This window comes from Hyalangium versicolor (assembly GCF_020103695.1).
GTDB lineage: Bacteria > Myxococcota > Myxococcia > Myxococcales > Myxococcaceae > Hyalangium > Hyalangium versicolor.
This window is the reverse complement of sequence record NZ_JAHXBF010000041.1, coordinates 1-12,223: the sequence shown is the minus strand read 5'-3', so window position 1 is coordinate 12,223 and position 12,223 is coordinate 1. Positions and strand designations below refer to the sequence as shown.

Below are 12,223 nucleotides of genomic sequence, written 5' to 3'. Positions count from 1 at the left end.
GCGCAACGCACGTTCATCGAATTCGGCCAGTCCCGCACGCTCAGGGCTGCGGTGGCTCGACCGATGGGGAAGGGGAATCGGTCGGGCTCCGCTTCCGGGGAATGAGCGAGCGGCGAGGGCCTCGGAGGGCGAAGTGCAGCAGGAAGACCCCAGGGAGCAGCATCCCCAGTCCCTGGGTGAGGTTGTCCGGTGGGTGCGCCACCATGCCGAGCACCAGCGCGGCGAACAGCACACCACACACCAGACGGATGACGAGGGAGTTCACGCCGACACTCTACCCCAGGAGCCTGTCCTCCCGCCGCACGCCGTCCGGCTTCAGGCCACCTGGCGCTGCGGCGCGGGAGTGGCGCTGATGACGCGGCTGTGCGTCTCCGGAACGGAGAAGCCGGCCTCGCGGATGACCATGTTGGTGTCCGCGTACACCTGCCCAAAGTTGCTGTTGGGGCAGTAGGGGCGCACCGCCAGCACGGGGCCCGCCAGGGTGAAGGTGTTGATGAACACCTCGGGGGCTGGCGTCTGCTTCACGTTGGGAATCTGCGCCAGCCGCTCCGAGAGGATCTGGATGGCCGCGCGCGGATCATCCGAGTGGCTCAGCTGCGCCGACAGCTCGACGCGGCGGTGGGGGTTGGCCGAATAGTTCTGGATGTTGTCCGAGAAGATCTTGTTGTTGCCGATGAAGGTCCGCACGTTGTCGCCGGTGTTGATCACCGTGGAGAACAGGCCGATCTCCTCCACCACGCCCGTCACGCCCGCCGCGGTGACGACGTCGCCCACCTTGAAGGGCCGCAGCACCACCATGAAGATGCCCGCCGCGTAGTGCGACAGGAGGCCCGACCACGCCGTGCCGATGGCCACGCCGGCCGCCGCGAGCACGGCCGCGAACGACGTGGTCTCCAGTCCGAAGTAGCCGAGGATGGCGACGACGAGGACGACCTTCAACAGGACGTTGAGGGCGCTCTCCACATAGCGCGCGATCGTCGCGTCCAGCCGGCGCACCTCCATGGCCTTGCGTACCAGGCGCACCGCCAGGCGCACCATCCAGCCGCCGATGACCCACAGCGCGATGGCGCCCAGCATCTTCAGGCCGACGCTGGTCCCCTTGGTGATCAGGTCCGCCGTCAGCGCATTGAAATCCGTATTCATGGTGATGCACCTCTCCTGGGGCTGGGGCAATCCCAGCCGAAATGGACGACTGGCGAGGATAAGGAACTGCAACACCCTGGCCAGCCGTCCCGAGGGGTAGAAATCCTCTCAAGCTGGCGGCCGCGTGCAGGGAAGCGGGGCACTCAAGGAGGTAGGAGCTGGGTTCACTGGCCGTGTCAGCGGCCGGGTGACGTGTCAGCGCTCGCACTGACACGTCAGCCGCCCTCGGCTTAGAAGGCGATGGGCAGCCGCTCCAGGCCGTGGATGAGCATGCCGGTGCGCCATCGGAGCATGGATGGGTCCACGGCGAAGCGCATGTGCGGCAATCGTTGGAGCAGCAGGTTGATGGCCAGCATGGCCTCCAGCCGCGCCAGGGGGGCCCCGAGACAGAAGTGCATGCCGGCCCCGAACGAGAGGTGCCGGTTGGGCGAACGGGTGATGTCGAGGCGCTCGGGCTGGGGGAACTGCTCGGGGTCGTGGTTGGCGGACAGCAGTGAGGCCATGATCATCTGCCCGGCGGGGATGACCTGGCCCAGGAACTCGGTGTCCTGCTGCGCGAAGCGGCTGGTGGTGTGGTTCACCGGGCCGCAGTAGCGCAGCATCTCCTCCACGGCGGACTCGATGAGGGACGGATCGCCGCGCAGCCGCTCCAACTGCTCTGGATGCTTGAGCAGGGCCCACACGCCGTTGGTGACCAGGTTCACCGTCGTCTCATGGCCGGCCACCAGCAGCAGGAACACCATGCTGGTCAGCTCCACCGGGGTGAGTCGATCTCCCTCCTGCTCCGCCGCGATCAGGGCGCTGGTGAGATCGTCCTGGGGCTCGGCGCGCCGCCGGGCCAGGAAGTCCTGGAGGTACTGTTGGAAGTGGATGGCCGCCTTGCGCAGGGGCTCCAGGTTGTTGCTGTGGGGCGGGGACACGAGGGTGAGGGTCCACTCGCGGAAGCGGTCCTGGTCCTCGAGCGGCACGCCCAGCAACTCGGCGATGACGGTGACGGGCAGCGGGAAGGCGAACGCCTCCAACAGGTCCACGTTCCCGCCGGGAGGGAAGGAGTCCAGCAACCGTTGAGCGATGGCGAGGATTCGCGGGCGCAGGGCCTCCACGCGGCGGGCGGTGAAGGCCTGGGAGACCAGCGAGCGCAGCCGCGTGTGCACGGGCGGATCGGAGTTCAACATGTGCTTGTCGATCTGCTCGATCTCCTCCACCCGGAAGTAGCGCAGCCGGTCCTCGTCGGCCAACTTGTACTTGTCTTTGGTGAAGCGCGTGTCCCGGAGCAGCTCCTGCGTGTCCCGGTAGCGGCTGACGATCCACATGGGGACTCGCTGCGTGGGACTGAGCACCCGCGCGACGGGGGCCTCCTGCCGCATCCGTGCGTAGAGGGACAGCGGATCGACTCGCGCCTCGGGGGACCACAGGTCGAAGCGAGGCTCCGGCGCGCTCAAGGGGTTCTCCAGGCGAGGTTCACGGGTGTGGAGCGACGACAGTATCTCCTACGTCCCGTGCTCTCCATGACCCTCTGGGCGGGGCCGCCCCGAGCGCGCGCATACCTGCTACGTCGCGGGCGGAACGCTCAAGGGGCGGAGGTCGTGCAATACGCGTCGGTGGTCGCTCGGCTCTCGAAGATGACGGTGGTGTTCTTGGGAGACACGAACTCGCTCTGGCCAACGTGGTTGTCCGAGCCCCAGTCATAGGTATAGCCGAGTCCTGTCCACGGGTAGTTGGAGTACGTGGAGCCCTGGTTGTAGCTGGCGGTCCAGTTGGCGCACATCCACTTCAGATGCGCGGGCGCGACGTCGACGTATTTGAGCGACGTCTGGATTCCCGAGCAGGCCCACGGCGGCTGGTTCTCCGCGGGGACGTAGGGCGGCACCATGGGGATCTGCACCTCGCACTCATGGTCGGAGATCTCGGGATCGGGGCATGGGCGGAAGATGTTCTGGGGATTCACCCAGACCTGGATGAAGCCATCGTTGGGAGTCCAGGGGGGCGGGGGCATGCCCAGCATCTGGGCGATGCGCAGGCTCAGGTCGGCGCCCTTGAGGCCCGTCTGCTGACACCACTGCTGCATGAGGGGCACGGCGGTCCACCATGTGGCGTCCGTGAGTTGGAAGGACTGGCCGGGCTCGAGCTTCTCGAAGGGCTTCAGTTGCGTCCAGGTCCCCATCAGGATCATCCCGTTGTTCCACTGGAGCCCGGGGGTGGTGGGCAGCAGCGGAGTCAGCGTGACGGAGATTGCTCCCGTGCTGGGATACTTCGCGGCGGCGAGCGCGGCCCTGTATTTCTCGCACAGCGCATCGCACTCCATGGGAGGAGGCTGGCCAGGACGGACCTCGATGCTGCTGGGGTGGCGGAAGCGGGCCAGTGGACGTGAGGGGTCTGGTGCCTCGGTGCCTGTCAGGGCACCGTCGGTGCCGTGGGCGCAGGCGCCGAGACTGGCAATCACGAGGAGGGGAAAGAGCCGGTGGATGCGCAATGGAGACTCCGTAGAGGGAACCCAGGGCCAGACCTGCGAGTGCAGGCTGGCCGCACGGAGTGTGTCAGAACGCTGGCGCGGCCGGGAGAACTCTTCACTGGCCCATGGCGGCTGGACTGAATGCGATGGGCGGGATTTCTCGAGGTCCACACGCACTTGGATTGGCGGTGGAAGACTGGTCCTGGCGGCATGCTCTAGAAGTGGCCGGCGCGGGCCTCCTCGAAAGACACGCGGTGCTTCATGTACAGCGTGTCCAGCATGTGGTTGCTGATGAGGTTGAGGTTGCCGTCGGTGAAGCGGTGCACCACCGCGCCCTTGCCCGCATCCTTCAGGAAGGCCAGCGGATCCACGCTGCCGCCCAGGCCCGTGAGCGTGGGCACCGCGTCCGCGTTGTTCACGTAGTGCACGTACTGCGGCCCATCCACGTACTTCGTCGAGGCCGCACCGAACGTCTCCACCTTCAGGTGCCCCAGCAGCTTCTCCGTGTCCGCCTTCGACAGCCCGTCCTCCAGGCGCAGGCGGTCAGACACGTGCTGCAGCGCCCGCGCGGTGATGAGGCCGCCCTGGCTGTAGCCCATCAGGTGCACGTCACGCCCCGCCTTCAGCTCCGTGTAGACGGTGTCCGCCAGCGTATCCACCGCAGGGTTGCTGCCCTTGTCCAGCTTGTCCGTCACGCACTGCGCCAGGTCCGCCGCCAGCCCCTGCGTCGAGTTGTGGATCCCCACCACCTTCGCGCCCGACGTCTCCGCGATGGACTGCATCTCCTGCACCTGGTTGTCCAGCGGCGTCATGATGCCGTTGACGTAGAGGATCGTCTCCGAAGGGTTCGGGTTGCCCTTCGGCGTGATGCCGGGGATCTGCCCCAGCGAAGTGCCCGGCGGGAACGTCTGTCCCTGCGTCCCCACGAACTGCCCGTCGTTCATCCGGTCCGGCTTGGCGTTGCCGCCGAAGAGCTTCTCCACCTCGGCCACCGCCGTGGCGTCGAACACGTCCGCCCCCATCTTCAGGAAGCGGGGGATGTCGGCGATGCCTTCCTTGGCCAGGTTCGCCAGCTTCTCCAGCGGGTTGAACAGGCCCAACGACTTCTTCTCAGGGGCTGCGGTGGTGGCTGCGCGGGCGGTGGTCGCCGGGCTGAAGCTGCTGCGGCTGCGATCGATGGTGCTCATGGGGTGCTCCCAGAAATTGAATGTAAATCCGATGCCATATTGTCCCACAAGGTAGGCAAAAGTTGCCTGATGTCGGTGTGGAACGGAATGGCCTGTGGAAACAGGGACTTACGGGAGGCGGTGGTAGAGCGGGAGATTGGCCGGGGCGGGATAGAAGGAGAACCAGCCGCTGTAGCCGACGTCCGGGCTGCTGATGACGATGTCGGGATCCTTGGTGCCGGAGCTGGTGAGCTGGCTGGCGTTGAGGCGCCCGAACTTGCCCGCGCTGTGGGCGAACCAGAGGTTGCCGGACTCGTCGAACACGAGCCCGTCCGGGAGCGCGCTGACGGAGAGGGTGATCTGCACCGCGGGCGTTATCGTGGCCGTCCCCGAGCCGCTCTGGTCCGCGGGAGTGAGGCGGGCCAGGGTCCCGTTGAAGCTCACCCACAGGTTGCCCGAGGCATCGAACGCCAGCCCCGTGGGCGCGCTGAGGTTGCCAATGACGGGGGGCGGCGTGCGCGCCTCGATGACGAAGTCCGGGGCCGCGGTGGACGAGGCGGAGAGGCGGCTGGCGTTGTAGCGGCCCACCTTGTCAGCGCCGCTCAAAGCGACCCACAGGTTGCCCTCGCGGTCGAACGCGAGGCCCGAGGGGCCCTGGCTGTCCTGGGTGAACTCCACGGGTGGGGTGGGGCTGCCGCCGCCAGGGAGCTGGGCCTGGTTGTACTTGACGATCTTGTTGTTGAAGCCGACGCTCACCCAGAGGTTGCCTGTCGGGTCGAAGGCCAGCGCGCGGGCTCGCGGGAAGCCTCCCTCGAGTGGGCCTCCACTCAGGGTGACGGTCGCCGTCTTCGGGCCCGAGCTCCCCAGCGTCGAGGACGCGTACATGATCACCGGGGGATCCCCAGCCGTGCCCCCCACCACCCAGAGGTTCCCCTCGCGGTCGAACGCGGAGCCCTCCGCGCCGCCCGTCGCAGCGGCCACGGTGGCGGCGGGACTCCCGCTGGAGCCCAGCACCTCGGCGGAGAACCCGAGGAGCGGGGCGGTGTTGCCGCCCGAGCCGTTGCTCGTCCAGAGCTTCCCGCTGCTGGGGACAGGGGCGAAGGTGACGGTGGCTTCGGAGCGCTTTCCCTTCTCGATGCAGATGGGGGGGATGCTGCCGTCGGGACGGTAGGCCGTGCGGAAGAGGGGGTGGGGCGCGGCCACCACCGACGGGGGGCCCAGGGTGTACGTCCCCGTGGTCAACTCCAGCGTCTGCGTCCCGTTGACGATCTGGGTGCCCCCGCCCCCGAGGACCTGCACATTCGCTGGGAGGGAGCCCGGCAGCCCGGTCACCGTGAGCTGCAGGGTGCCGGTGCCCGTGCCCGCCTCGCATTCGTCGGAGGGGCCTTCATCATCACAGGCGGCGAAGAGCAGCGAGAAGCCAAGGAGCCCGGCGACGGTGATTCGGCGCATCATTTCCCCCACGGGTTGAAAGCGGGGGAGAGTTCAAGCCCCGGAGCGCCCGGCGTCAAGCCCACCCGGCTGCTTTCCCTCCGAGCTTGATTTGGGCGGCCGTTTGCCTCGGAATCTACCTACAGGGTATTCAGTCTGCTTCGGCCCATTAGAGAGAGGGAAGCATGAGCATCCTCATCAAGAATGGTCGCATCGTCACCGCCGTGGATGACTACATGGCGGACGTCTTCATCGAGGGCGAGAAGATCTCCCTCATCGGTAAGGACCTGAAGGTCCAGGCCGACCAGGTCATCGATGCCTCGAACCGGTTGGTCCTCCCCGGCGGCATCGATCCCCACACCCACTTCGACATGCCGTTCGGTGGCACCACCTCGGCGGACGACTTCGCCAGTGGCACCAAGGCGGCGGCGTTCGGTGGCACCACCACCATCATCGACTTCGCCATCCAGCCTCGGGGCGAGTCCACGCTCAAGGGGCTGGACATCTGGCACGACAAGGCCAACGGCAAGGCGACCATCGACTACGCCTTCCACATGATCATCACCGACATGCCGGACGAGCGGCTGCCGGAGATGCGCAGGCTGGCCGACGAGGGCGTCACCTCGTACAAGCTCTTCATGGCGTACCCGGGCGTCCTCTATGTGGATGACGGGACGCTCTACCGCACGTTCCGGCAGGCGGGGGAGAACGGCACCCGCATCTGCATGCACGCCGAGAACGGCATCGTCATCGACGAGATCATCAAGGCGGCGGTGAAGGACGGGAAGACGGAGCCCAAGTACCACGCGCTCACCCGGCCCACGCGCATGGAGGCCGAGGGCGTGCACCGCGCCATCAGCATCGCCGAGGTGGCCAAGGTACCGCTGTACATCGTCCACCTGTCGAGCTCGGACGCGCTGGAGCAGGTGAAGATCGGCCGGGCCCGTGGCGTGGACGTCATCGCCGAGACATGTCCCCAGTACCTCTTCCTGGACCAGAGCTACTACGAGCGCGAGGGCTTCGAGGGAGCCAAGTGGGTGATGACGCCCGCGCTGCGCGAGAAGTGGAACCAGGACGTGCTGTGGCAGGGCCTGAAGTTCCGGGACCTGGAGACGATCGCCACGGACCACTGCCCGTTCTGCTTCAAGGACCAGAAGGAGCTGGGCAAGGACAGCTTCACCAAGATTCCGAACGGGGCGCCGGGCGTGGAGAACCGGATGAGCCTTGTCTACAACGGCGGCGTGGTCGGCGGGCGCATCAGCCTCAACCGCTTCGTGGAGCTGACGTCCACGGCGGCGGCCAAGGCGTTCGGCCTCTTCCCGAAGAAGGGCACCATCGCCGTGGGCTCGGATGCGGACATCGTCATCTTCGATCCGAACCGCAAGGAGACCATCAGCGTGAAGAACCCGCACACCCACCACATGAAGGTGGACTACAGCGCCTACGAGGGCTTCGAGGTGCAGGGCTTCACCGAGACGGTGCTCTCGCGCGGCCGCGTCATCATCGAGAAGAACGTGATGAAGACGGAGCGCGGCGGACAGTTCGTCAAGCGGGCGTTGACCGGCTCGCTGCTGCGCTGAGTCCCAGGACGCTCCCTTTCTCCCCACCCCCAGCACATCACCCTCCCAGAGGATTCATGGCACGTAAGGTCATCGGCGGGCTCATCCAGATGTCCAATCCCATCAACGACCCGTCGGCCTCCGTGCAGACGATCCGCGATGCGATGTTCGAGAAGCACCTGCCGCTCATCGAGGAGGCGGGCAAGCGGGGCACGCAGATCCTCTGTCTCCAGGAGGTCTTCAACGGCCCCTACTTCTGTCCCTCGCAGGACGCGAAGTGGTGTGACATCGCCGAGCCCATCCCGAACAGCCCCACGGTGGAGCGGCTGTCCGCCTACGCCAAGAAGTACCAGATGGCGATGGTCATCCCCATCTACGAGCGGGAGATGGCGGGCGTCTACTACAACACCGCGGCGGTGGTGGACGCGGACGGCACGTACCTGGGCAAGTACCGCAAGAATCACATCCCGCAGACCAACGGCTTCTGGGAGAAGTACTTCTTCAAGCCGGGCAACCTGGGCTACCCCACGTTCCAGACGCGCTACGCGAAGATCGGCGTGTACATCTGCTACGACCGGCACTTCCCCGAGGGCGCGCGCCTGCTGGGACTGAACGGGGCGGAGATTGTTTTCAACCCGTCGGCCACGGTGGCGGGCCTGTCTCAGTACCTCTGGAAGCTGGAGCAGCCGGCCCATGCCGTCGCCAACGGCTATTTCATCGCCGCGAGCAACCGCGTGGGCACCGAGGCCCCGTGGAACATCGGCAGGTTCTACGGCACCAGCTACTTCTGCGATCCGCGCGGCAACATGCTCGCGGTGGGCAGCGAGGACAAGGACGAGCTTGTCACCGCGGAGATGAACCTCGACTTGATCGAGGAGGTGCGCCGCACCTGGCAGTTCTATCGGGACCGCCGGCCAGAGACCTACGAGAACATGGTCAAGCAGCTCCCGTAGGCAAGTGTCTCCGAGGTCTTCACCCACATGAGAGTCATGGAACCGAAGCGTTTCGAGCTGCCGTCGGGTCGTGCCGAGGAGGGCTTCAAGGACAAGAAGCCCCTCTACACGCAGGCCGAGGCGGTGGCTGAGGCCAACCGTTGCCTGTATTGCTCGGATGCCCCGTGCATCAAGGCATGCCCCACGGCCATCAACATCCCCGAGTTCATCCGGAAGATCGGCACGAGCAACATCCGGGGAGCCGCGCGGACGATCCTCACCGCCAACATCCTGGGGCAGAGCTGTGCCCAGGCGTGCCCGGTCGAGGTGCTGTGTGCCGGCTCGTGCGTGTACACGGGCTGGGGCCGCGAGGCGATCAACATCGGCCGGCTGCAGCGCTTCGCGGTGGAGAACACCCTGAAGAAGACGCCGGAGCTCTTCCAGGCGAAGCCTGCCACGGGCAAGAAGATTGCTCTGGTGGGTTCGGGCCCCGCGTCCATCGCGGCGGCGGGAATGCTCGCGCTGGAGGGGCACACCTGCATCATCTATGAGCGCAAGGCGATCCCCGGTGGGCTGAACTCGCTGGGCATCGCTCCGTACAAGCTCAAGGGCCCCGAGGCGCTCCGCGAGATGGAGTGGGTGTTCTCGTTGGGCCGCATCGAGCTGCGCACCGGCGTGGAGGTGGTGGAGCAGGCGAAGGGGCCGGGGCAGGTGTCGGCCTCGGAGCTGATTGCGAGCCATGACGCCGTGTTCCTCGGGCTGGGGCTCGGGGCGGACTCGCGGCTGGGAGTTCCGGGCGAGGACGGCGAGGGCGTCGAGGGCGCCACGCTCCTCATTGAGCGCATCAAGGCGGAGCCCGGTTTCAAGCTGCAGGGCGTGAAGCGCGCCATGATCGTCGGCGGCGGCAACACGGCGTTGGACATCGCCCACGAACTGGTGCTGCTCGGGGTGGAGGTGGACATGGTGTACCGCCGCTCCGAGAAGGAGATGGGCGGCTATGCCCACGAGCTGGACAGCGCCCGCGTGGACGGCGTGCGGCTGGTGGAGAACCGGCAGCCGGTCGAGGTTGTCCGCGAGGGCGGCAAGGTGGTGGCGGTGAAGCTGGCCACCACGCGCGATGGCAAGCCCGTGCCGGGCACCGAGGAGGTGGTGCCGGCGGAGCTGGTCGTCATGGCCATTGGCCAGGAGCGCGCCACGGGCGTGGCGAAGGCCTTCCCGGGCGTGGAGTTGGACGCGCGCGGGCGGGTGAAGGTGGATGCGGCCACGCACCGCACGGGCCACGCGAAGGTGTGGAGCGGCGGCGACTGCGTCAACGGAGGCAAGGAAGTCGTCAACGCCGTGGCGGAAGCGAAGATCGCCGTCCGGGACATCCAGCGGCACCTGGTAGGGGAGTGAGACGAGATGGCCGATCTGTCGATTGATTTCTGCGGCGTGCGCAGCCCGAACCCCTTCTGGCTGGCCTCCGCGCCGCCGACGAACACCGGCGACCAGGTGATGCGGGCCTTCGATGCGGGCTGGGGCGGCGCGGTGTGGAAGACGCTGGGCAACCCCATCGTCAACGTGACGAGCCGCTTCGGCGGCATCGACTACGGCAACACCCGGCTGATGGGGCTCAACAACATCGAGCTCATCACCGACCGGCCGCTCGAGGTGAACCTGCGCGAGATGCGCGAGGTGAAGCGGCGCTATCCGAAGCACACCCTCATCGCCTCGCTGATGGTGGAGACGAAGGAGGAGTGGAAGGAGATCATCCGCAAGGCCGAGGACACCGGCGCGGACCTGCTGGAGCTCAACTTCGGCTGCCCTCATGGCATGTGCGAGCGCGGCATGGGCTCGGCGGTGGGCGCGGAGCCCAAGGTGCTGGAGGAGATCTCCCGGTGGGCCATGGAGTTCGCCCGGGTGCCCGTCATCGTGAAGCTCACGCCAAACGTGGGTGACATCACCGAGCCGGGTGAGGCGGCGGCGCGCGCGGGCATCCCGGCGCTGTCCCTCATCAACACGGTGAAGTCCATCATGGGAGTGGACCTGGACCGCATGGTGCCGCTGCCGCGCGTGGGCAAGGCGTCCACCAACGGTGGTTATTGCGGCCCGGCGGTGAAGCCCATCGCGCTGCACCTCATGTCGCAGCTCACGCGGCACCCGCAGGTGGGCAAGCTGGCGTTCTCGGGGATTGGCGGTGTCTCCAACTGGCGGGACGCGGCGGAGTTCATCGCGCTGGGCGCCACCTCGGTGCAGGTGTGCACGGCAGTGATGCACTACGGCTACCGGATCGTCGAGGACATGATCGAGGGCCTCTCGAACTTCATGGACGAGAAGGGCTTGAAGTCCGTGGCCGAGCTGCGCGGCCGCGCGGTGCCCGCGTACCAGGATTGGGGCGAGCTGGACCTGTCCTACAAGCTGGTGGCGAAGATCAACGAGGACAAGTGCATCGGCTGCCAGCTCTGCTACGTGGCGTGCATGGATGGCTCGCACCAGTGCATCCACATCCCGGGGCGGACGGAGGAGGAGTCCCGCAAGGCCGGCCACACGCACATCCCGACGAGCATCCCCAACCGGGTGGTGACGGCGAAGGCCGGCACGCCGGGGGCGCGGGTGCCCTTCGTGCATGAGGACGAGTGCGTGGGGTGCAACCTGTGCCAGTTGGTGTGCCCGGTGCCGGACTGCATCACCATGGAGGAGATTCCCTCGGGCAAGCCCACGGAGACGTGGAACGATCGCGTGGCGAAGGGCACGGACTTCGTGCCTGGCGGACTCGATGCCACGGTCGCGGCTCGCGGGAAGAGCAGCTGACCTTTTCTGAAGGCGGTCCCCTCCCACCTCAGCGGAGGGGACCCCAGCGCCTGCTTACGGACACACCCAGTGGTTTCCGGACGAGCAGGCACAGTAAGTGGTGATGGTTCCCTCACAGCAGCTCTTCTGTGCGCCCCGAGGGGTGCAGTTGGCTCCATCGAGTGACGCGCACTGAGGGAGCGTGCTGGAGCATTCAGCGAGCTCCTGGGAGATCGGCGTACCCTCCGCGGTCTCCGGGTCCTCTGCTGAGGCAACACCACACCCCGTGCCAAGCAAGGTGACTGCCGCGAGCGCTGCGAACACGTGCTTCAAGGGGAGTCCTTTCTGTGGATTGCTGAGGCACCTTACAGGCGCTCATCCTGAAGGGCATGTCCGAACGTTTGGACATGCATCCTCATGCCGGCGGAGCTCTCCCTTGGGCCGTACGGGCCTCCGTTGGGGTGAGAAGTCCGTGTCATGGGTGCTTGAGCGCATCTTACCTGAGCGGTTGTGTTAGCGTGAGCTTCCCTACCAGGGAGGCCCGCCATGAGTGAACCCGCCGTCAGGCCCGCTGCGGCGAAGGGGCGCCGCAGGCGGCATCACACCTCGGTGTCGCAGATAGGGCCGGGCACGGAGGTGGGCCCCTATATGGTGGAACGGCGGCTGGGAGCGGGCGGCTTCGGCACGGTGTTCCTGGCGCGGCGGGGTGAGCAACTGCACGCGCTGAAGTTCCTGTCGCTCAAGGACCACTCGGGCTGGGCCGAGCGCGAG

General features: G+C 66.8%; 11 protein-coding genes. 5 read left to right on the top strand and 6 right to left on the bottom strand.

The window, feature by feature from the left end; all coding sequences use genetic code 11:
• Positions 1–40: 40 nt before the first annotated feature.
• The 6 genes from KY501_RS48135 to KY501_RS48110 all read right to left on the bottom strand — a co-directional run bounded on the left by KY501_RS48135 (position 41) and on the right by KY501_RS48110 (position 6,216).
• Positions 41–265, bottom strand: a complete 225-nt coding sequence (locus KY501_RS48135; RefSeq protein ID WP_224372061.1) for a hypothetical protein — start codon at positions 263–265, stop codon at positions 41–43.
• 50 nt (positions 266–315) lie between these two features.
• The gene (locus tag KY501_RS48130) at positions 316–1,143 is read right to left on the bottom strand and encodes a mechanosensitive ion channel family protein (protein ID WP_224372059.1); all 828 of its coding nucleotides are present in this window, start codon (positions 1,141–1,143) and stop codon (positions 316–318) included.
• Positions 1,144–1,373: 230 nt separating this feature from the next.
• Positions 1,374–2,585, bottom strand: coding sequence for a cytochrome P450 family protein (locus KY501_RS48125; RefSeq protein WP_224372057.1), 1,212 nt, complete (start codon positions 2,583–2,585; stop codon positions 1,374–1,376).
• A gap of 128 nt (positions 2,586–2,713) precedes the next feature.
• Positions 2,714–3,616: a hypothetical protein gene (locus tag KY501_RS48120; protein ID WP_224372055.1), complete on the bottom strand. Its 903-nt coding sequence runs from the start codon at positions 3,614–3,616 to the stop codon at positions 2,714–2,716.
• A 194-nt stretch (positions 3,617–3,810) separates the two neighbouring features.
• On the bottom strand, positions 3,811–4,782 hold the full coding sequence (locus tag KY501_RS48115; RefSeq protein WP_224372053.1) for a hypothetical protein: 972 nt from the start codon (positions 4,780–4,782) through the stop codon (positions 3,811–3,813).
• Between the two features lie 108 nt (positions 4,783–4,890).
• Complete coding sequence (locus KY501_RS48110) at positions 4,891–6,216, bottom strand: Vgb family protein (protein ID WP_224372051.1); 1,326 nt, start codon at positions 6,214–6,216, stop codon at positions 4,891–4,893.
• 161 nt (positions 6,217–6,377) lie between these two features.
• Between KY501_RS48110 and hydA the strand changes: the two genes are divergently transcribed.
• From hydA to KY501_RS48085, 5 genes are all read left to right on the top strand, one after another.
• Complete coding sequence (gene hydA / locus KY501_RS48105; protein WP_224372048.1) at positions 6,378–7,772, top strand: dihydropyrimidinase; 1,395 nt, start codon at positions 6,378–6,380, stop codon at positions 7,770–7,772.
• Positions 7,773–7,828: 56 nt separating this feature from the next.
• Positions 7,829–8,704, top strand: a complete 876-nt coding sequence (locus KY501_RS48100) for a nitrilase-related carbon-nitrogen hydrolase (RefSeq protein WP_224372046.1) — start codon at positions 7,829–7,831, stop codon at positions 8,702–8,704.
• A 36-nt stretch (positions 8,705–8,740) separates the two neighbouring features.
• The gene (locus KY501_RS48095) at positions 8,741–10,078 is read left to right on the top strand and encodes an FAD-dependent oxidoreductase (protein WP_224372044.1); all 1,338 of its coding nucleotides are present in this window, start codon (positions 8,741–8,743) and stop codon (positions 10,076–10,078) included.
• Between the two features lie 6 nt (positions 10,079–10,084).
• Positions 10,085–11,473: an NAD-dependent dihydropyrimidine dehydrogenase subunit PreA gene (gene preA, locus KY501_RS48090; protein ID WP_224372042.1), complete on the top strand. Its 1,389-nt coding sequence runs from the start codon at positions 10,085–10,087 to the stop codon at positions 11,471–11,473.
• 525 nt (positions 11,474–11,998) lie between these two features.
• Positions 11,999–12,223 (top strand): hypothetical protein (locus tag KY501_RS48085; RefSeq protein ID WP_224372040.1); only part of this gene is annotated, 225 nt, incomplete at its 3' end.

Bases quoted from the DNA above. Each gene is read 5' to 3' on its own strand.
- KY501_RS48130 (WP_224372059.1), bottom strand. From the start codon at position 1,143: ATGAATACGGATTTCAATGCGCTGACGGCGGACCTGATCACCAAGGGG.
- KY501_RS48100 (WP_224372046.1), top strand. From the start codon at position 7,829: ATGGCACGTAAGGTCATCGGCGGGCTCATCCAGATGTCCAATCCCATC.
- KY501_RS48110 (WP_224372051.1), bottom strand. From the start codon at position 6,216: ATGATGCGCCGAATCACCGTCGCCGGGCTCCTTGGCTTCTCGCTGCTC.
- preA (WP_224372042.1), top strand. From the start codon at position 10,085: ATGGCCGATCTGTCGATTGATTTCTGCGGCGTGCGCAGCCCGAACCCC.
- KY501_RS48115 (WP_224372053.1), bottom strand. From the start codon at position 4,782: ATGAGCACCATCGATCGCAGCCGCAGCAGCTTCAGCCCGGCGACCACC.
- KY501_RS48095 (WP_224372044.1), top strand. From the start codon at position 8,741: ATGGAACCGAAGCGTTTCGAGCTGCCGTCGGGTCGTGCCGAGGAGGGC.
- hydA (WP_224372048.1), top strand. From the start codon at position 6,378: ATGAGCATCCTCATCAAGAATGGTCGCATCGTCACCGCCGTGGATGAC.